General features: G+C 62.3%; 16 protein-coding genes and 2 tRNA genes. 3 read left to right on the top strand and 15 right to left on the bottom strand.

Features of this window, described 5'->3' with window-relative positions; translation table 11 throughout:
• Window position 1: 1 nt before the first annotated feature.
• From AB4Z15_RS10100 to thiL, 3 genes are read right to left on the bottom strand one after another with little or no spacing between them, the layout of a single operon-like run.
• A complete protein-coding gene (locus tag AB4Z15_RS10100) occupies window positions 2-2,257 on the bottom strand; it encodes an ATP-dependent DNA helicase RecG (RefSeq protein WP_442017150.1) in 2,256 nt (751 codons plus the stop codon).
• The gene (locus tag AB4Z15_RS10095; protein ID WP_442017149.1) at window positions 2,247-3,350 is read right to left on the bottom strand and encodes a DAK2 domain-containing protein; all 1,104 of its coding nucleotides are present in this window, start codon (window positions 3,348-3,350) and stop codon (window positions 2,247-2,249) included. Before AB4Z15_RS10095 ends, AB4Z15_RS10100 begins: the two co-directional genes overlap by 11 nt.
• 22 nt (window positions 3,351-3,372) lie before the next feature.
• A complete protein-coding gene (gene thiL, locus AB4Z15_RS10090) occupies window positions 3,373-4,419 on the bottom strand; it encodes a thiamine-phosphate kinase (protein WP_442017148.1) in 1,047 nt (348 codons plus the stop codon).
• Between the two features lie 134 nt (window positions 4,420-4,553).
• Here thiL and AB4Z15_RS10085 point away from each other — a divergent pair, with 134 nt between their 5' ends.
• A complete protein-coding gene (locus AB4Z15_RS10085; protein ID WP_442017147.1) occupies window positions 4,554-5,063 on the top strand; it encodes a DUF3515 family protein in 510 nt (169 codons plus the stop codon).
• 27 nt (window positions 5,064-5,090) lie between these two features.
• Here AB4Z15_RS10085 and AB4Z15_RS10080 read toward each other — a convergent pair whose 3' ends face one another.
• The 6 genes from AB4Z15_RS10080 to leuC all read right to left on the bottom strand — a co-directional run bounded on the left by AB4Z15_RS10080 (window position 5,091) and on the right by leuC (window position 11,718).
• Window positions 5,091-6,230 (bottom strand): D-alanine--D-alanine ligase family protein, encoded by a 1,140-nt coding sequence (locus AB4Z15_RS10080; protein WP_442017176.1) that lies wholly within the window; start codon window positions 6,228-6,230, stop codon window positions 5,091-5,093.
• The gene (locus AB4Z15_RS10075) at window positions 6,230-7,282 is read right to left on the bottom strand and encodes an NAD(P)H-dependent glycerol-3-phosphate dehydrogenase (RefSeq protein WP_442017146.1); all 1,053 of its coding nucleotides are present in this window, start codon (window positions 7,280-7,282) and stop codon (window positions 6,230-6,232) included. Before AB4Z15_RS10075 ends, AB4Z15_RS10080 begins: the two co-directional genes overlap by 1 nt.
• Window positions 7,279-8,112 (bottom strand): lysophospholipid acyltransferase family protein, encoded by an 834-nt coding sequence (locus AB4Z15_RS10070; RefSeq protein WP_442017145.1) that lies wholly within the window; start codon window positions 8,110-8,112, stop codon window positions 7,279-7,281. Before AB4Z15_RS10070 ends, AB4Z15_RS10075 begins: the two co-directional genes overlap by 4 nt.
• A gap of 11 nt (window positions 8,113-8,123) precedes the next feature.
• A complete protein-coding gene (murA, locus tag AB4Z15_RS10065; RefSeq protein WP_224090824.1) occupies window positions 8,124-9,449 on the bottom strand; it encodes a UDP-N-acetylglucosamine 1-carboxyvinyltransferase in 1,326 nt (441 codons plus the stop codon).
• Between the two features lie 208 nt (window positions 9,450-9,657).
• Window positions 9,658-10,257, bottom strand: a complete 600-nt coding sequence (gene leuD, locus AB4Z15_RS10060) for a 3-isopropylmalate dehydratase small subunit (RefSeq protein ID WP_442017144.1) — start codon at window positions 10,255-10,257, stop codon at window positions 9,658-9,660.
• Between the two features lie 9 nt (window positions 10,258-10,266).
• Window positions 10,267-11,718 carry a 3-isopropylmalate dehydratase large subunit gene (gene leuC, locus AB4Z15_RS10055; protein ID WP_442017143.1) on the bottom strand — a complete coding sequence of 484 codons (1,452 nt, stop codon included), beginning with the start codon at window positions 11,716-11,718 and terminating at the stop codon, window positions 10,267-10,269.
• Window positions 11,719-11,884: 166 nt separating this feature from the next.
• Between leuC and AB4Z15_RS10050 the strand changes: the two genes are divergently transcribed.
• Window positions 11,885-12,604 (top strand): IclR family transcriptional regulator, encoded by a 720-nt coding sequence (locus tag AB4Z15_RS10050; protein ID WP_014922101.1) that lies wholly within the window; start codon window positions 11,885-11,887, stop codon window positions 12,602-12,604.
• Window positions 12,605-12,631: 27 nt separating this feature from the next.
• Window positions 12,632-13,168 (top strand): DUF1697 domain-containing protein, encoded by a 537-nt coding sequence (locus tag AB4Z15_RS10045; protein WP_442017142.1) that lies wholly within the window; start codon window positions 12,632-12,634, stop codon window positions 13,166-13,168.
• Between the two features lie 8 nt (window positions 13,169-13,176).
• Here AB4Z15_RS10045 and AB4Z15_RS10040 read toward each other — a convergent pair whose 3' ends face one another.
• The 6 genes from AB4Z15_RS10040 to gltX form a co-directional block, all read right to left on the bottom strand.
• Entirely contained in the window at window positions 13,177-14,796 is a 1,620-nt protein-coding gene (locus AB4Z15_RS10040) for a GTPase (RefSeq protein ID WP_442017141.1), read from the bottom strand.
• Entirely contained in the window at window positions 14,793-16,592 is a 1,800-nt protein-coding gene (locus AB4Z15_RS10035) for a dynamin family protein (protein WP_442017140.1), read from the bottom strand. The genes AB4Z15_RS10040 and AB4Z15_RS10035 overlap by 4 nt, the downstream gene beginning before the upstream one ends.
• Before the next feature lie 133 nt (window positions 16,593-16,725).
• Window positions 16,726-16,798: transfer RNA gene (locus AB4Z15_RS10030), tRNA-Glu, on the bottom strand.
• A 127-nt stretch (window positions 16,799-16,925) separates the two neighbouring features.
• Window positions 16,926-16,997: transfer RNA gene (locus AB4Z15_RS10025), tRNA-Gln, on the bottom strand.
• Between the two features lie 137 nt (window positions 16,998-17,134).
• Entirely contained in the window at window positions 17,135-17,863 is a 729-nt protein-coding gene (locus tag AB4Z15_RS10020; protein WP_442017139.1) for an HAD family hydrolase, read from the bottom strand.
• A gap of 12 nt (window positions 17,864-17,875) precedes the next feature.
• On the bottom strand, window positions 17,876-19,396 hold the full coding sequence (gene gltX, locus AB4Z15_RS10015; RefSeq protein WP_442017138.1) for a glutamate--tRNA ligase: 1,521 nt from the start codon (window positions 19,394-19,396) through the stop codon (window positions 17,876-17,878).
• Window positions 19,397-19,400 lie beyond the last annotated feature (4 nt).

Here is a 19,400-nt window from a genome sequence, read left to right as displayed (position 1 = left end):
TCTAACCGCGTTCAAGGAACGCCTCCTTTTCAGGGTTCAAGTATTCTTCAATGGCCGCGGCCAGGACCGGTTGGTGTCCCAATGCCGGATCCTGGGCCACCATGTCCTGTGCGTCTGCACGCGCACGGGCAATCAGATCTTCATGCTCCAGGACACGCAGCAGCTTAAGCGTGGACCGCCCACCTGATTGTGAGGCGCCGAGGATATCGCCCTCACGGCGGAGTTTCAGGTCTTCCTGGGAGAGCTCGAACCCGTCGGTGGTGGACGCAACAGCGTCCAGTCTTCGACGGCTCGGGTGCCCCGGCTCCAAAGTAGTGACCAGCAGGCAAGTCCCTGGCAGGCCGCCACGGCCAACCCGGCCGCGAAGCTGGTGGAGTTGGGATATACCAAAACGATCGGCGTCCAGGATGACCATCAGGGTGGCATTATGAACATCGACACCCACCTCGATGACCGTGGTGGAGACCAGCACCTTGGTCTGGTTTGCCGCGAACGATGCCATGGTTTCGGTTTTAAGCAGCGGCTCCTGACGGCCGTGGAGGGGCGCCACGGGCACCCCGGCCATGGACGGCTCCTGCACCAGGCTTTCGACGACGGCTGTCACCGAAGCGAGCTCGCGGGCCGGACCTTCGTCCGAGAGTTCGGCATCGCTTGGCTCCGCCTCTCCTGGGCTGAAGTCGCCGTCGTCATCGGACCCGATTTTGGGACATACAACGTAAACCTGATGACCGGCGTCGACTTCTTCCCGCGATCGTTTCCAGATTCGATCCGCCCAGCCGGGGTTCTCCGCAAGCCCCACAACATGAGTGGAAATGGGTGCCCGCCCAGCGGGGAGTTCATCGAGGATGGAGGTCTCAAGATCGCCGAACACGGTCATCGCCACCGTGCGGGGAATCGGCGTAGCAGTCATAACCAGCAGATGCGGCGGACGTTGGGCCTTGGCGCGCAGGGCGTCACGTTGCTCCACGCCGAAGCGATGCTGCTCGTCCACCACGATCAAGCCGAGATCCTGGAAACTGGTTTTGTCGCTCAACAGAGCGTGGGTGCCGATCACGATGCCGGCATTCCCTGAAGCGGCGTCGAGCATGGCCTGCTTTCGCGCCGCCGTAGGCATGGACCCGGTCAGCAGGGTCACCTGGACGCCAGCCTTGCCGGCATCGGCACCAAGCATGCAGGCACCACCGAACATATGATCGCGGGCCAGTGGACCCAGGGTCCTGCGGATGGAATCGACATGCTGTGCGGCCAAAACCTCAGTGGGCGCCAGGAGCGCCGCCTGTCCCCCCGCATCAACCACCTGCAGCATCGCCCGAAGTGCCACAATCGTCTTGCCCGAACCGACCTCACCTTGCAGGAGTCGATTCATGGGGGTGTCCTGGCCAAGTTCCTCGGAAAGTGTCTTTCCCACCGCTGTCTGGCCGGCAGTGAGCGTGAAGGGCAGGTTCTGGTCAAACTCTTCCAACAGGCCGCCGCTGACGGGACGCCGCGCAGTGGCTTCCTCTGCAGCAAGCTGGGCACGGCGTCTCGCCAATGCCGCCTGCAGCACCAGCGCCTCCTGGTAGCGGAACCGTTCCTGCGCCCGCTGCCAGTCCTTGGCAGTCTCAGGCGAGTGGATCAGGCGATAAGCATCAGCCACGCTGAGCAGTCCGTCCCTGCTGACGATTGACTCCGGGAGCGGGTCCGCCAGGGCGTCGAGGTCCAAAGTTTGCAGCAACGCCGTAATCACTTTGTGGATGGACCAGCTTGTCAGCTTTGCCGTTGCGGGATAGACAGGGATAGGCATGGCTGCCAGCTTTTCCGGGTCCATGGAGCCGTCAGCATCCGGATCCTCATCCAGCAACAGGAAGTCCGGATTAGTCAGCCCCAAGACGCCCCCGTATCGGGTCACCTTCCCGGAAAACATTGCACGGCGTCCCGGAAGGAGCTCCGCCTTGGCCCGGAATCCATTGAAGAAACTGACTTTCAAAGTGCCAGGAACGTGGCTTCCACCGGCTTCATCGGTCACGACGACGTCAGTGATGGAACCCCGCCGGGCACGCATTTGACGGGTGCTGTTGGACAGAACCCGCGCAATCAACGTGACTTCCTCGTCCAGGGGAAGGTTGCTGATGGGAGTAAGTTCGCCCCGGCTCAAATACCTGCGCGGAAAGTAGTTCAGAAGGGCGCCGGTTGTCTTGAGGCCAAGGTGCTTGTCAATGACGGATGCCGAACGCTTGCCGATCCTGCGTTCCAGAGGCAGTTCCAGCTCAGTATTCATGCCGTGACTGGCCCGGGATGCTGCTGGGTTCTGCAGTTTGTGTTGCTTCCTGATGCCGGTGCCCGTCTTCAGAATCGCGGGACCCGTCTTCAGGATCCCGGGACCCGTCTTCAGAGTCACGAGGTAGGGCAAGCTGACTGACGGCAATGTCCGTTGGCTCCCCCAGAGACCGGATGAGCGCCACTGCCGGCGCGGGATCAGGTACGTGGACATGAACCCGCCAACGATAACTGGCTTCAGCAGTGGATTCGTCGTCGTCGTCGGGATGGTGGCCTGTATTGCCAACCTGGCTCATGATGACGGAATCACCCATCTCGTCCAGGCGTTGGCGCAGCACGGCCGCGTCCAATGGCGAAAGGCTGATGGTGCACATGACTTCCACGCCGTCGTCGGCCGGCATCTGCTGGTGGATGTGCGGATCCTGCAACTGGTAACCGTGGAGGCCATCAAGGAGCTCATCCTGCAGTTCTTCGCCGAGCACTGCGGAGCGGAGACAGTCCAGCACCAACAACATACCTACACCGCCGGCGTCCACCACATGCGCCGCCTGCAGGGGTGCGAGTTCATCCTCTGTGCGTACGACGGCTTGAAAGGCAGCTTCCACCACAGCATCCAAGGCGAGGCCCAGTGCGTGGTTGCTGTCATCACCATTCTGGGAAGAATCCGCCGCTTGGGCTGCATTGGCTGCTGCTTCAAGGACGGACAGCATGGTTCCGGAGACCGGTTCGCTCAAGGCCGACCATGCCCGGATCTGGGCCCTGTTAAGGGCCGTGGCCAGCAGCGGCGCGCTCAAACGTGTTTTTCCGGCAAGCGGCTCCGCCGCTGCACACAGGAAAACAGCAAAAAGGGTGCCGGAGTTGCCTCTTGCCTGCTCCATGGCTGCCTGACCAGCGCGCGACAGCACAGCACCGACGTCGTTACCGGCCTCGATGGCGTCAGGAGCGGTGCCGGCCAACGCGGACACAGCCGCGCGCGCGGTGAGGTAAAGGTTGGTTCCAGTATCGCCGTCGGCGACGGGGAAGATGTTGATCGCGTTCAGGCGGTCGCTATGGTTGCCAAGGACCACCTCTGTCTTGCCGAGCCAACGTTTCATGGCGTGCGCATTCGCGGCGATCTTAGTCTGCAAAATGATCCCATCCCACGGTGTCAGCAGCTTGCCCGGCAATCCGGACGCCGCTGCCTTGAGACTGGACAACGGCTTGAACTGAGCCTATCGCAGTGAAGCCCTGCGGCAGCTGAATTCCCGCTGGGAACGTAGCGAGCAGTCCGTGGTCTTCCCCCCCGCCCAGAACCCACGGCATGGAATCTACGCCCAGCAAGGCGGCAGCTGGTTCCAGCGGAAGTGCGTGCGCCTTCAACGCAACAGCGTCAAAATCCAGGATGACGTTGCTTGCCGCAGCGAGCCTGCCGCCGTCGCGCAGCAAACCATCTGAAATGTCCATCATTGCTGTTACGCCCGAACGTGCGGCAAGCGGCCCGCCAGCCAACGGCGGCAAGGGCCGGCATTGGCTATCCAACAGTGCACGCTGCTCAGCCGAGAGGTCCGTTAAGGCGATATCGCTTTCCAACAGCGCCAGACCGGCGGCAGCACGCCCCAGGGTGCCTGCCACCGCCACCACGTCTCCCGGGCTCGCCCCGGAACGCAGAACGGGGGCCCGTCCGGCCAAACTTCCGACGACGGCCACAGTCACCGCAATCTCCCGTCCGCGGCCCAAGTCTCCCCCCGCGACGGAGCAGTCAGGAACCCCCAACCCGATGATTCCAGCGGTGAGGCCATCCGCAAAGTCCTCCACCCATTGAACTGGTGTGGCCGGCGGCATAGTCAGGCTCACCACCAGTGAGGTGGCCGTTCCGCCCATGGCGTTGATATCGCTAAGGTTCTGCGCCGCGGACTTCCATCCGACGTCGTAGCCTGTGGTTCGGTAGCCGTTGTTCCACTCCAGCCGGAAGTCCTGGTCCTGGGTCTGGGTATCGATGGAAATCAGTGTGCGGCCGTCCGAGGCGGCAACCAGGGCGGCGTCGTCGCCGGGACCCAGCAGGACGCTGGGGCTGCTGTTCAGGCGGGGGAAGATCCGGGCAAGGAGCTGGGACTCCGAGAGATCCGCGACTGTTGGACATTCTTCGGATGGATGTTTTACGTCGGATGGCTGTTTTGGGGGCACGGCTCTACGCTATCGCGGCACACCGACAAAACAGTGCCGCAGCCTGTACAGCACAGACCACCGGCAATGTGACCCTCGCAACGGGTGCACCAACCGCACGTCAGGCGGCAGCGTGGGCGGGATAGGCTGGACTGATGCACCGAAAGACCCTTCCGCGGAAAGCCGTGGCCTTCAGCTTGGCCGCAGCGTCCGTCCTCGCAGTATCAGCCTGCGCCCCCATTGTGGACGTCACGCCGGCAACCGACGCCGCCAATCCGGCCTGCGCCCCCATGATGGTGGCGCTCCCGGACAAGATCGGGGATGCCGCACTCCGCAAGACCAACAGCCAGGCCACTGCTGCGTGGGGCGATCCCTCCCAGATCATCCTGCGTTGCGGTGTCAACGTCCCGGGGCCAACCACTGACCGCTGCGTTAGCGTGAATGACATCGACTGGGTGATCAAAGAAGACGATGGTGTCTACACCCTGACTACTTTTGGACGCGAGCCGGCGACGGAAATCCTCGTGGATCCGGTCAAATTGGAAGCCGCCAACATCAGCTCCGCCACAGTCCTCACCGAACTTGCAGCCGCCGCTGGCAAGATCAAAGCCACGCGCCACTGCGTAGGCCAGGAAGACCTGCAGAACCTGCCGACCACCAAGTAGCGGGTGCTCTGCCGCTACTTGTTGGGGTTACCGCAGGCCCGTTTTGCGGGTCAGGGCCAAGTGAATGAGTTCGTCAATCAGCTCGGAATACGCCAAGCCGGAAGCCGCCCACATCTGCGGATACATGCTCTTGGGGGTGAAGCCTGGCATGGTGTTGATTTCGTTAATGATCAGCTCCCCCGCGGGCGTGTAGAAGAAGTCCACACGGCTCAGGCCCTCCGCGCCCACGGCGTCGAAGGCGGCAGCGGCCAATTCCCGGACGCGGGCAATGGCCTCATCCGGCATATCAGCCGGGCAACTCAGCGCAGCAGCACCGTCGTCGACATATTTGGCAGCAAAGTCGTAGAACTGGTGTTCGCCGATAGCCACCGCGATTTCGCCGGGCATGGACGTACGGGGCGCGTCTGTGCCCCGGCCTTGCAGGACAGCGCACTCGATTTCGCGCCCGACTATGCCGGCTTCGATGACCAACTTCAAGTCGTGGCGGCGGGCTTCCTCGATGGCAGCGTCCAGTCCCTCCAAAGAATCCACCTTGGAAATTCCCATGGAGGAGCCTGCACGGGCAGGTTTGACGAACACCGGGAAACCGAGCTTGTCCACGCGCTTGCGGACAGCCTCGGCATCAGTGAGCCATTCGCGGTCCGTGACAGCGATATAAGGGCCCACGGTCAATCCAGCGGCTTCGAAAACTACCTTCATGAAGTGCTTGTCCATGCCCACTGCCGAGGCGAGCACTCCGGCACCAACATAGCGTGTGTCGGATAGCTCCAGGAGGCCCTGGACCGTTCCATCCTCGCCCCAAGGACCATGGAGCAAAGGAAAGACGACGTCCACAGAACCGAGTTCCTCGGGGATGGCATTCGGCGCGGTCACGATGAGCTGGTGCTCGCCGCCCACCTCTGCCAAGGTGACAGTCCGGTCCGACGGCGATACTTCAGGAAGTGCCGACGAGCTCAAGGACCACTGGCTGGTGTCCCCCGAGGCAAGGACCCACTGTCCGGACTTGGCAATACCGATGGGCACGACGTCGTATTTGCTCTTATCAATGGCACCCATGACGCCTGCCGCCGTCACGCAACTAACAGCGTGCTCGCTGGAACGTCCGCCGAACAGGACCGCCACGCGGGGTCGACGGCCGGTTACGGGGGTGGATTCTTCAGTCACAATCAGTAGTCGCCTTCGGACTTCAGGGCCCGGGCCAGCAATCGCGGCCCCAGGTCATCAACGGACATTTTGCCTTCAAGCACCGCCACAACGGCGGCCGTAATGGGCATTTCGACGTTCAGTTTGCCCGCCAATTCATGCACGGCAGGGCCGGATTTAATGCCTTCTGCGGTTTGCGTCATCTGTTCGGCCACCTGCTCGAGGCTCAGCCCCTCGCCCAACAGCCTTCCAGCTGTGTGGTTTCGGGAGAGGGCAGAAGAGCATGTCGCAACGAGGTCGCCGAGCCCCGCCAGACCGGCCATGGTGTGAGCCTCGCCTCCCAGGGCAAGGGCAAGGCGGGAGGTCTCGGCGAGTCCCCGCGTGATGACTGACGCTTTGGTGTTGTCACCCATCTGGCGTCCCTCGCAAATACCCACAGCCAGGGCAATCACATTCTTGACGATTCCGCCGATCTCCACGCCCACAACATCGGTGCTGGTGTAAGGACGGAAGTACGGTGCGGTGCAGCAGAGTGCAATTGCGGCGGCGGTATCGGCGTCACTGCAAGCAACCACAGACGCAGTGGGTTGTTCCCTGGCAATCTCCATGGCGAGGTTGGGTCCGGAGACCACCACCACACGTGATTCCGGGATGCCAAGCTCTTGGGCGATCACCTCGCTCATGCGTGCATCAGTCCCCAGTTCCAGGCCCTTCATCAGCGACACGACAATTGCGTCCGGTGCGAGCAGGCGCTTCCACTCTCCCAACTGGGGCCGCAGCGATTGGGCCGGCACGGCCAGAACCACGAGGCCGGCATCCTGCAGGACCTCAGCAACATCCGTCGAGGCGGTGACTGCGTGGGGAAGTTCGATGTCCTTCAAGTACTGCTCATTGCGGTGATCCGCGTTGATCTGATCCACGACTCCGGCGCGACGCCCCCAAATCCGAATCCTCCGCTCCACCCCGGCAGTGGCAGCGGCATCGGCGAGGATCTTGGCGAACGTAGTTCCCCAAGAACCTGCGCCAAGTACAGCTACGGTGTCCGGAGCGCGGAGAGGGCTTTCAATATCCGTCATTTGCCGCCCTCCGATTCCGGATCCTCAAGAGATGCTTCCTTGGCAGCGGGTTCTGCGGCCTTTTCAGGCGCGGCACCCCGTGCAGCGTTTGAACCGCGCTCCACGAACCGGCCATGTTTGGCCTGCTTATGAACGGCCGGATCCCAGCGTTCGGCGGGCGGCTGCTCACCGCGGAGGGTTGCCAGCAGCTCGGTGACCGCCTGCATGATGACGTCTGTAGCTTCGGACAGCGTGGCCCGGTCCATGGGCCGGTCCGCGAAAGCGCTCAGATCCACGGGCTCACCTACCAGAACCCTGACGGTCTTTCGAGGAAAGACGTGGAAGCGCTTGGCGTACCGGGGGAAAACCTCATGGGCCCCCCAGTGGGCCATCGGAACAACCGGTGCACCTGTCTGCAATGCCAGCCGGGCAGCTCCGGTGTGCCCCTTCATCGGCCACAGGTCCGGATCCCGGGTCAGGGTTCCCTCGGGGTAGATAATGATGGCGCCTCCGGCGTCCACCACCTCTTTGGCGATTTGCAGAGAGCGGTTCGCTCCCGCCGTCGAGCGTTCAACCGGAATCTGGTTCGTCGCCCGCAGCAAGGCTCCCAACACAGGTGCTTTGAAGAGTCCCGCCTTCGCGAGGAAGTGCGGAGGACGCTTCAGGTTGTAGAGCATGTGCCCAATCACGACGGGATCAATTTCAGTGCAGTGGTTCGGTGCTGCGATGAAGCCGCCCGCGGGCAGTTTCCCAGTGCCCTCCCACTTCTTGCCCATCAGGAGGTTCATCAACGGACGCGCCATGCCCGCCAGGAGCATGAACGTGGCCCGGCTCTTGGCCGATTCCTTCAAAGGGTCCCCCGCTACTTGGTGGTGATGATGTCGAAATCGGCGCCCAGGCCAGCGAGCTTCTCCGTAAAGCGCTCATATCCGCGGTTGATGATATCGATGCCAGTGACCCTGGAGGTGCCGGTGGCAGCCAAAGCTGCGATGAGGTGGCTGAAGCCACCACGAAGATCGGGGATGTCAATCTCGGTCCCCCGCAGCGGCGTGGGACCGGAGATCACGGCAGAATGCAGGAAGTTCCGCTGGCCGAAGCGGCAGGGGACGCTGCCAAGGCACTCACGGTGGACTTGGATGTTTGCACCCATCCGGGCCAGGGCATCGGTGAACCCGAAACGGTTCTCATAGACCGTCTCATGCACAATCGACACACCCTCCGCCTGGGTCAAAGCGACCACCAGGGGCTGCTGCCAGTCAGTCATGAAGCCGGGGTGAACATCCGTCTCCAGGACCAGCGGGGAAAGCTTGCCTCCGGGGTGGTAGAAACGGATGCCGTCGTCCCCAATGTCCATGCCGCCCCCCACCTTGCGGTAGGTGTTCAAGAAAGTCATCATGTCCCGCTGCGAAGCACCTTCAACAAAGATGTCGCCACGCGTGACCAACGCGGCCGAAGCCCAGGACGCCGTCTCGTTCCGGTCCGGAAGCGCCCGGTGGTTGTAGCCACCCAGGTCCTTGACACCCTCGATGCGGATGGTGCGGTCAGTCTGGACACTGATGATGGCGCCCATCTTCTGCAGCACGGCGATGAGGTCTATGATCTCCGGTTCCGTTGCAGCACCGCTGAGTTCTGTGATGCCTTCCGCGCGCGTGGCGCTCAGCAACACTTGCTCGGTCGCGCCGACGGACGGATAAGGAAGGGAGATTTTAGCGCCATGCAGGCCGTTGGGCGCGGAGATGTGGATGCCACCAGGTCGCTTTTCCACGACGGCGCCAAACTGTCGCAGCACGTTCAGGTGGTAGTCGATAGGACGATCGCCAATTTTGCAGCCACCAAGGTCTGGAATGAAGGCCTCTCCAATCGCATGGATCAGGGGACCGCAAAGGAGGATCGGAATGCGTGAATCGCCGGCATGGGCGTCGATGGCGGTGCTGGATGCCGTTTTGGCGTCCTTCGGATTCAGTGTCAGATCGCCCGTGTCGGGGTCCTTGACCACAGTCACGCCGTGGAGCTTCAGCAGGCTGGTAACAACCTCCACGTCCTTGATTTCCGGCACGTTCCGAAGCACTGATGGTTCGCTGCCCAGCAACGCCGCCACCATGGCCTTGGGCACAAGGTTCTTGGCACCGCGAACGGTCACCCGCCCTGTCAACGGGACGCCACCGCGGATTGTCAGAACACTACTCATCTATACCGGTTTCCTCACGACTACTCGCCCCCCATACTTACAAAGGCTCCAGCTAAGCATAGAAGCTCGGGTTACCTAACCGAAATGGAGCCGCCCCGCGCCGGACAGATCCGGCGTCCATCAACCCCTCGAAAAAAGAACCGGCGAGCCCACCCTAAGGGGGCCCACCGGTCCTGGTTCCGCAGCCTTCCAGCCACCGACGAGTACGTCAGCTTTTCGCCGGAAGTGTCTTCGGTTTAAAGGAAGGCCGCGTGGCCTCATAGGCGGTGATGTCTTCCTCGTGCTGCAAGGTCAGCCCGATGTCATCCAGGCCTTCCAGGAGGCGCCAGCGGGTATAGTCGTCGATCTCGAACGGAGCCACGACATTGCCGCATTCCACGGTCTTGGAGACCAGGTCCACCTTAACCTCAGTGCCAGGGCTGTTCTCCAGGACCTTCCAGATGAGCTCGATGTCATCCTGTCCCACCTGGGCTGCCAGCAGTCCCTGCTTACCTGAGTTACCGCGGAAAATATCGGCGAAACGCGAGGACAAGACAGCCTTGAAGCCGTAGTCCTTTAACGCCCAGACAGCGTGCTCACGGGAGGAACCCGTCCCAAAATCGGGGCCCGCCACCAGCACGGAGCCGGACGTGAACGGTGCCTGGTTGAGGATGAACGATTCGTCCTTGCGCCATGCCGCAAACAGGGCGTCTTCGAAGCCTGTGCGTGTGATTCGCTTGAGGTAGACCGCGGGGATGATCTGGTCGGTATCCACGTTGCTCTGGCGCAGGGGAACACCGATGCCGGTGTGGGTAGTGAATGCTTCCATGGGATCCTCCTAGACTGCGATTCCGGTCAGTGCGCCTGCCGAAGCCGGCTCAAGGTCCGAGGGCGAGCTCAACGTTCCGCGAACAGCTGTCGCGGCAGCCACCACGGGTGAGACAAGGTGCGTACGGCCACCCTTGCCTTGGCGGCCCTCAAAGTTGCGGTTGGACGTCGATGCGCAGCGCTCTCCCGGTTCCAGTTGGTCCGGGTTCATGCCCAGGCACATCGAGCAACCGGCGAAACGCCATTCGGCACCGAAATCCTTGAAGACTTTGTCCAGGCCCTCAGCTTCGGCTTCGAGGCGGACACGGGCGGAGCCCGGAACTACGAGCATGCGAATATCCGGGTCCTTCTCGCGGCCACGGATGATGTCAGCGGCAGCACGCAGGTCCTCAATACGGGAGTTGGTGCAGGAGCCCAGGAACACCGTATCCACGCGGATGTCTTTCATGGGGGTGCCGGCTTCCAAACCCATGTACTGGAGGGCGCGCTCGGCGGCAGCCTTGGCATTTTCGTCGCCAAAGTCCTCGGGGGACGGAACCTTGGCTGAGAGCGAAACGCCCTGGCCGGGGTTGGTGCCCCAGGTGACGAACGGCTCCAGGGTGTTGGCGTCGAGGTCCACTTCGACGTCGAACGTCGCGTCGGCGTCAGTGTGCAGCGTGTTCCAGTACTCGACGGCGGCGTCCCAGTCAACACCCTCGGGCGCATGCGGACGTCCCTGCATGTAGTCGTAGGTGATCTGGTCCGGAGCCACCATACCTGCACGAGCGCCGGCTTCGATGGACATGTTGCAGATGGTCATGCGGGCATCCATTGATAGCGCCCGGATGGCGGATCCACGGTATTCCAGGACGTAGCCCTGTCCCCCACCGGTACCGATCTTGGCAATGACGGCCAGGATGATGTCCTTTGCGGTAACGCCAGGGCGGAGCGTCCCTTCAACGTTAATGGCCATCGTCTTGAAGGGCTTCAAAGACAGTGTCTGAGTTGCCATGACGTGCTCGACTTCAGAGGTTCCGATACCCATGGCCAGCGCACCGAAGGCGCCGTGAGTAGAGGTGTGCGAGTCGCCGCACACCACCGTCATGCCCGGCTGGGTGAGACCCAACTGCGGACCCACGACGTGCACGATGCCCTGCTCCTTGTCGCCGAGCGAGTGCAGGCGGACGCCGAACTCCTTGCAGTTGGCGCGCAGGGTTTCAATCTGGGTGCGGCTGGTGAGGTCCGCAATGGGCTTGTCGATGTCCAGCGTGGGAGTGTTGTGGTCCTCCGTGGCAATGGTGAGGTCGGTGCGGCGGAGCTTGCGGCCAGCCAGGCGGAGCCCCTCGAAAGCCTGCGGGGAGGTCACTTCGTGGACCAAGTGCAAGTCAATGAAAAGAAGGTCGGGCTGGGCATTGGCTCCTTCGCCTTCACCCTTGCGCACTACGTGTGCGTCCCAGACTTTCTCGGCCAGTGTCTTTCCCACGGCCTTGCTCCCTTCACTGAAGTTGGATGTTCATCCACTGAACTGTTCTTCTAACCACTGAACTCTTCTGACGCACTGAGCTCTTCTAACCACTGAAGCAGCAGGGCCACAAAATAAGCCAGTGAAACAACTTGCATCTCAGATATTGAGACGGCAATATCATTACATGGACAATTCTAGTGGAGTCGGTGTCATTGATAAAGCGGCCCAAGTACTCGATGCCCTCGAGGCCGGCCCGACGACACTCGCACAACTTGTAGCGGCTACGGGCCTTGCCCGGCCGACCGTTCACCGGCTCGCGCTGGCCCTGGTCCACCACCGCCTGGTCAGCCGTGACATCCAGGGCCGATTCGTCCTGGGCAGCCGGCTCGTGGAACTCGCATCTGCCGCTGGTGAAGACCGGCTCATCGCTTCCGCGGGGCCAGTGCTTATCCAGCTGCGGGACGCTACCGGCGAGAGCGCCCAGATTTTCCGCAGGCAGGGCGATTGGCGCGTGTGCGTTGCCTCAGCGGAGCGGCCGATCGGCCTGCGCGACACCATTCCGGTGGGAACCCAATTGTCCATGAAAGCCGGCTCCGCAGCGCAGGTCCTCCTCGCTTGGGAAGACCACGACCGGCTGCTGGAAGGACTCCAGAACGCCCGCTTTACGCCCACCGTCCTGGCAGGAGTACGACGCCGGGGCTGGGGTCAGAGCCTGGGCGAACGCGAGCCTGGGGTCGCCTCAGTTTCCGCTCCGGTCCGTGGGCCGTCCGGAAGGGTCATAGCCGCCGTTTCCATTTCAGGTCCGATTGAGCGCCTCACGCGTCAGCCGGGACGCCTGCATGCGGAGGTCGTCTGCAATGCCGCACGGGTACTGACCGAAGCCTTGCGCAAGAACAACGACTAGGGCTTCTGTCTTTGAAGGGGGACATCCATGAACACCTATGCCGTATTCCTCAGGGGCATCAACGTCAGCGGGATCAACATCAAGATGGCGGACCTGAAGTCAGCTCTTAAGGCCTACCCATTCTCTGACGTCAAGACGCTTCTGGCGAGTGGAAACGTTGTCCTGAGGAGCGACTTGAGTATCAAGGATGTAAAGGGCCAATTCGAAAAGTGCCTTCGTGAATCCTTCGGCTACGACGCCTGGGTTGTTGTCCTCACTTCTTCACGGGTGGCCGAACTCGTGGATGCATGCCCGTACCCCGCCGACGACAAGGCCACGCACAGCTACATCACGCTCACCTCCGACGAAGCCATGCTGGACGAACTCTTTGAGTCCGGAGAGGCCCTTGGTGGCGTGGAACAGGTGCGGCTTGGGCCGGAAGCTTCGGCGTGGCTTGCACCCGCCGGAGGCACATTGGAAAGTCCTTTCAGCAAACTGTCCGCCAAACCGCGGTACAAGGCCAGCACCACTACGCGGAACCTTCGGACCCTTATCAAGGTCAGGGACGCTGCGGCCGATCTCTAGATGTATCCCTATCCTGCGCGCGCGGTTTTTAATGCCGCGTTGAATGCGGCCAAGCGCGCAATCTCCACCTCTACCGGTTCCACGATGCGCTGCTCAGCTACGCCTGCTATTGCTGCCTTCAGTCGTTTGGCCACGCCTTTGGCGCGCAGACGCGCGGCCCAGCCGCCGATGGTTCTGCCCAAGACTGCCAGAACAATCCCCAGAACCACTCCGCAGGCCACCATCAACGTAGGCCAGGGCCACCCCGCGGTCCGGGGCACCTCCGGGACGGGCATTTGGAAATAGCCGAGCGCCGCCAAGACCCCAAGCCAGCCAAGGCCACCGACTGCCAGGAGAAGCGCGATCCATTGAAGTGTGTTGAACAACAACCACCAGAACGGGCGTTTTGACGTTTTGAGATCCGTCCCGGCGATGGCTTGGTCCAGGGCATCCGGCAGGTGCTCGCGGCCTTCTCTGGCCACACCACGGATGGACGCCCGCCACGGACCCGGAGCGCCTTCCGAAGCCTCATCCACAAAATCACGCACCGCGGCATCTGTCCTCGCACGTTCGGGTGCGCCCGCCACCGGCAAGGAAGTCCGGTTGAGCTCGGGCCTGGCGTCCTGCCTGCCCAGGTTCAGCCTCCGCAGGGGATCAGGCCGGAAGCGCAGCAACCAGCGCGTCACGGGCCATCCAGTCCTGCGCGCCGATTCCCTTTTGAAGGATCGCGCCACCGCGTCAACCACCAGAGGTACGTTGGCCGCCGTCGACAATTCATTCGCGAGTTTGGCTTTGGTGTTTGCCTTGACGCCGCGGGCCTCGCCGTTGCCTGACACCTGGGCCAGTTCCGCAGCAGACTTGGCGACGTCGGCAGCCAGGCGCTTAGTGGCGGCCTCCCGCTGGACCACGACGTCCCTGATAGCACTACGGACGGCGTCGACGCCGTCGCCAGTCAGTGCTGAGGCGCCCAGGACCCGAACATTATCCAGACCGTCGCGCTGCAGGATGCCTTTCAGGGAATGAAGCACATCAGCGGTGTCGGCGTGATTGAGCTTATCTATTTGGTTCAAGACAACAAGGGTGACTGCTCCATGGGTGGCCATCGGGCGCAGAAAGTCGTTGTGCACGGCGGCATCTGCATACTTCTGTGGGTCCAGCACCCAGACCAGGACGTCCACCATCCCGACCATTCGCTGGACTACCTCCCGGTTCTCCAGTTTCGTTGAGTCAAAGTCGGGAAGGTCCAGCAGGATCAGGCCGCTCTCCGCAGCGGCCAGGCCGGGCATCCCAGGCAGGCTGTGCCGCTCCTGCACACCGAGCCAGTCCAGCAACGGCCCGCTGCCTTCCTCGCCCCAGATTCCTGCCAACGGCGCGGACGTCGTGGGACGACGGGCTGCCGCGGTTGCGAGATTGCTGCTGGAAACGGCATTGAACAAGGATGACTTGCCACTTCCTGTGGCCCCGAAAAAGCCCACCACAGTGTGCCCTGCCGACAACGAGCGTCTGGACGTGGCCCGTTCAAGGACTTCATACACCGAATCCAGTTCCTGCTCGGGCAGCACCCCTTCGGCCAGTTCGCGTGCTGTATTCAGCGCTTCAAGCCGCCGCTGGAGTTGAGACGATTCCCGGATTTGGCTGTGCCGGCTCATGCGGCCCCAGCCAAGCGGCGGAGGGACTTGGCGTGGAGGGCGAGGTCCATGCCGCTATGCACGGTGTCAGCGTCCAGACCAGTGGCCTCCAGCCGGCCAAGGAACCTGTCCCGCTCCTCGTCGAGAAGGCGCTGGCAGTACGTATGGAGATCGGCCCTGGCCTGCTGGGCCAGCCGACGCACGGCATCTTCACCGAAGACAGCTTCAAGCAGCTTCTGTCCAACAACGGCCGTTCCACCGGCAATGCCTAGCTCCAATCCGGTCAAACCGGCAGTCATGGAGAAAACCACCACCATCAGCGCTGCGCCGAGCCCGTTCACGCCGAAGGAGAGCCAACGGGCCTGGGTGCGTTTTTCCTGGCCCTGGGTGCGGATCAGTTCCATGAGTCCCTCCTGCCAGGAACGGATGGCGGCAGCGGCCTTCGCGTCAAAGCCAGGACTGGTGCCGGAAAGGTCTGCCACACCCAGGAGCTGGCGGCCTGCCGTATCCGAGCGCCAGCGCCGGTCCACGTTTTCTGCGGCATTGGCGGCCTCATCAAGAATCACGGCTTGCAAACCTGTTTCGATCGCGGTCTCGACTTTCACAGCCGGGGCTGGTTCACCTCTGAAGAATGCCCCCATCCGGTCCCGCATGCGCCCTATGTTTTGCTCCAGCGCACGGAAGAATTCACCCGTGCCCACAAAATCCTGCCATCGAGCGAGCACTTCCCCGCGGAGCAGCGCACCGTCCTTGGTTGCTTCCAGAATGCGGAGTAGGGCGCCGTCGTATTCGTGAACGCAGACGGAGCGCAGCTCGTGGGCCGCAGCATCCTGGGCCGCAGCCGCAACTGCAATACGTTCAAACCGGTTACTCACGGCGTTAACTGCACCATTGAGCGTGCGGCGCGCGACCTCCGCCCGCCCGGCGGCATCCGCCGCCAGGTTCGCAAGCCAAAGACGCAAGCCGCTGACAGCTTCGGCCGGCAGCATTCCCAAATCGTCCAAATCGCTTTCCTGCACCACGAAGAGTTCCGCACCAGCCAGTCCCTGGCGGTCCAACATTGCCTTAAGGTCCGTCCTGACTTCTTCCTCCGCTGCCGGTGGCACGCGGTCCAGCACCACGGCTACCGTGATGTCCCGCGACGCCGCATCCACGAGCAGGCGCCAAGGCACGGCGTCGGCGTATCTGTTGGCCGTGGTCACGAACACCCAAAGGTCGGCCGCGGCCAGCAACTGGCCCGCGAGCCTTCGGTTGTCATCTGAAATCGAGTCAACGTCGGGCGCATCCAGAATCGCGATGCCCCGGGGGACCTGATCGTGTGCCAGGAGCACCAGCGAGGCAATCGACTGGGCATCCGGTGTGACACCGGCTTGACGTGCAGGCAGCGGATCCGCGGACACTCGGCCCCTGACCCGGTCCAGGTTGGGAAGTATGCGCTGGCCCTCAAACCACTCCGCGTCCTGCGGGTGGTGAAGGAGGATGGGCTGGCGCGTCGTGGGTCTGATGGCCCCGGCGCGTGTCACCGGGTAACCCACAAGGGCATTGACCAGCGTCGACTTACCGGCACCAGTGGAACCGCCGACGACGGCCAACAGTGGAGCGTCCAGGCTGCGGTACCGGGGAATCACGTAGTCGTCGAGCTGTGCCAGGGTCTCCCTGATCCAGTGGCGCCCCTCTTCGGCGTCGGGCAGGGCGAGGGGCAACGCAACGCCGGCAAGTTCCGTCCGCGCAGCTTCAAGGGTGTTGACAGCGTCAGCCTGGGCTTTACTGGTGACAGGACTGACCCCTGCTCTTGGCGGCTCTTCATGTGCGGTCACAGCATCATCATGCCAGCCCAAAGAGTGTCAGCGGGTCAGCCGGGGGTCGACTTAATGTGAATGTCGGGTTATAGGACAAAATGCGCTGAAACCAAGAATTCCCCCGGAACCGAAGTTCCGGGGGAATTGTTTGTGACCCCAGCGGGATTCGAACCCGCGTTACCGCCGTGAGAGGGCGGCGTACTAGGCCGCTATACGATGGGGCCTTGCACTTTTTTGTCGCCGTTTCCGGCGAACAAGCTGAATGAGTATTTCATACTTTCAGCTCTCTTCCAAATCGACTATGCGATGTGAAATTCCGATTTTCCGCTGCAATAATGCGGAATTTCAGAGCTGGGATACCAGGACTCGAACCTAGAATGACGGTACCAGAAACCGTAGTGTTGCCAATTACACCATATCCCAAAGTGACTTTCGGACCGGAGTTCGTCGCCGTGGTTTCCCTTGGCTTTTTCCTCCGTGCCCCTCAGCACGAGTAATGACTCTACCGGAGTCTTGTCACCTGCACAAATCGCTGGGCCGTTACCTGCATCACATGGATATCAGGCTGCCGAAGGTGCCGTAACGAGCAGTCTCGACAACGAATCCACCTGACGCCCATCGAACCCTTCGACCTCTTCGCCGGTCCTGTTCAGCCAGACGCCAATCAGGCCGGCCGCCGTCGCGCCATCGGCGTCAAGAAGCCGGTTGTCCCCGACATAGAGTGTTTCGCCGGGTTCTGTCCCCAGCAGCCGCACGCCCTCCAGGTAGATGGCAGGATCCGGCTTCGGCACGCCCACCGTATCCGTTCCTACCAGGATCTTGATCCTGGACAAGCCCGCCCCATCCAACTTTGCCCGCTGGTAGTCATGAACGTTATTGCTGACAGCGCCATACGGAATGTCCGCATCGTCAAGCGCATCGAGCACGCCAGCGACGTCGTCGAAAGCGCGCACGTAGGCCGTTTGCCGCTGATGGTACTCAGCAACCCACGACTGCGATTCCTCACCGTCTCCGAGCTCCACGCCAAAGTGGCCCAGGGCAGCCCGGCCCCTCAAAAGGCGCTGCTCATTGAAGGTCAGTTCGCCAGCAAGGTAGCGGTCATAGAAATGCGTTGTTTCGTGGGTGAAGATACGGCCGAACTTCACCCACCCGGCCTGGTCAAGGCCGGGCAGGAGATGTTCGCTGACATCACGCAGAGCCGTTGTCATGGCGTACTCAAGGTCCACCAAGGTGTCGTCGATGTCGAACAGCACACCGCGGATGATTCCGAAAGAGCTTGCAATAGCCATGACCGTTGCCGCTTAGCCGCGGAAGGCGCGAACGCGGGCCAACGAGGAATCCTTGCCAAGGATCACCATTGACTCGAACAGCGGCGGAGAAATGCGTCGGCCCGAAATAGCGGTGCGCACCGGCCCAAAGGCAGCGCGGGGCTTGATGCCAAGGTCCTCGACCAATGCCTGCTTAAGTGCCGTCTGAATGTTCTCAGCGGTCCAATCCTCGATGGGCTCCAACGCAGCAAGTGCCGCGTCAAGCACTTCCTGCAGGTTCTCCGGGAGCCCCTTACGGGCGTCGTCAGCAACATCGATCGCGTCGTCGGCCTTGAAGAGGAAGGCCAACATCTCAGGAGCTTCGCCCAACAGGGTAATACGTTCCTGAACCAGCGGAGCCGCCTCCGCGAGGATCTCCTCCTGGCGGGCGGTAAGGATCTCCCCCACGAAGCCTGCGGCACGGAGGTAGGGGACGAGCCGCTGCTTGAAATCCTCCGGCTCGAGCAGGCGGACATGGGTCCCGTTGATGGCCTCGGCTTTCTTGAGGTCGAAGCGCGCGGGGTTACCCAGGACATCGTGGATGTCGAAGTTGGCCACAAGCTGCTCCACGGTGAAGATGTCTTCGTCCGCGCTCAGTGACCAGCCCAGCAGGGAAAGGTAGTTCAGCAGGCCTTCAGGGATGAAGCCACGCTCGCGGTGCAGGAAGAGGCTGGATTCCGGATCCCGCTTGGAAAGCTTCTTGTTTCCCTGGCCCATGACGTAGGGCAGGTGGCCGAACTCCGGCATGTACTCCGCCACGCCGATGGCGTAGAGCGCCCGATACAGCGCGATCTGCCGGGGAGTGGAACTCAGGAGGTCCTCGCCACGCAAGACATGGGTGATCCCCATGAGGGCGTCATCCACCGGGTTCACCAGCGTGTACAGCGGAGCACCGTTGGCGCGAACCACGGCAAAGTCGGGAACGGAGCCGGCCTTGAACGTGATCTCGCCGCGGACGAGGTCGTTGAAAGTCAGGTCCTCATCCGGCATGCGAAGACGCAGCACGGCTTCGCGGCCTTCGGCCTTGAACTGGGCAAGCTGTTCCTCGGTCAGGTGGCGGTCGAAGCCGTCATAGCCAAGTTTGGGGTCGCGGCCAGCTGCCCGGTGGCGGGCTTCGATCTCGTCCGGCGTGGAGTAGGACTCGTAGACGTGTCCCCCGGCCTTGAGCTTGGCAATGACGTCCTGGTAGATATCTCCGCGCTGTGACTGGCGGTATGGCTCGTGCGGTCCGCCTACCTCGACACCCTCATCCCAGTCGATGCCGAGCCACTTGAGGGCATCCAGCAGCTGGTGGTAGCTCTCCTCGCTGTCGCGGGCAGAGTCCGTGTCCTCAATGCGGAAGATCAGCTTGCCACCGGTGTGGCGCGCGTAAGCCCAGTTGAACAGGGCGGTGCGGATCAGGCCAACGTGCGGCGTTCCCGTAGGCGACGGGCAGAAGCGGACGCGGACTGGAGTCTCGGCGTTGACGGCAGGGATGGCGCTGGAGGCAGCGCTGGACGCAGAAGCAGTAGTCATAGTG

Source organism: Paenarthrobacter sp. 2TAF44 (assembly GCF_052114885.1).
Lineage (GTDB): Bacteria > Actinomycetota > Actinomycetes > Actinomycetales > Micrococcaceae > Arthrobacter.
Note: the sequence above shows the minus strand (reverse complement) of the source record. Positions and strands in the feature narration are given on the sequence as shown.

Bases quoted from the DNA above. Each gene is read 5' to 3' on its own strand.
- AB4Z15_RS10100 (WP_442017150.1), bottom strand. From the start codon at position 2,257: ATGAATACTGAGCTGGAACTGCCTCTGGAACGCAGGATCGGCAAGCGT.
- AB4Z15_RS10095 (WP_442017149.1), bottom strand. From the start codon at position 3,350: ATGAAACGTTGGCTCGGCAAGACAGAGGTGGTCCTTGGCAACCATAGC.
- AB4Z15_RS10085 (WP_442017147.1), top strand. From the start codon at position 4,554: ATGCACCGAAAGACCCTTCCGCGGAAAGCCGTGGCCTTCAGCTTGGCC.
- AB4Z15_RS10075 (WP_442017146.1), bottom strand. From the start codon at position 7,282: ATGACGGATATTGAAAGCCCTCTCCGCGCTCCGGACACCGTAGCTGTA.
- murA (WP_224090824.1), bottom strand. From the start codon at position 9,449: ATGAGTAGTGTTCTGACAATCCGCGGTGGCGTCCCGTTGACAGGGCGG.
- leuD (WP_442017144.1), bottom strand. From the start codon at position 10,257: ATGGAAGCATTCACTACCCACACCGGCATCGGTGTTCCCCTGCGCCAG.
- AB4Z15_RS10050 (WP_014922101.1), top strand. From the start codon at position 11,885: ATGGACAATTCTAGTGGAGTCGGTGTCATTGATAAAGCGGCCCAAGTA.
- AB4Z15_RS10045 (WP_442017142.1), top strand. From the start codon at position 12,632: ATGAACACCTATGCCGTATTCCTCAGGGGCATCAACGTCAGCGGGATC.
- AB4Z15_RS10040 (WP_442017141.1), bottom strand. From the start codon at position 14,796: ATGAGCCGGCACAGCCAAATCCGGGAATCGTCTCAACTCCAGCGGCGG.
- AB4Z15_RS10020 (WP_442017139.1), bottom strand. From the start codon at position 17,863: ATGGCTATTGCAAGCTCTTTCGGAATCATCCGCGGTGTGCTGTTCGAC.
- gltX (WP_442017138.1), bottom strand. From the start codon at position 19,396: ATGACTACTGCTTCTGCGTCCAGCGCTGCCTCCAGCGCCATCCCTGCC.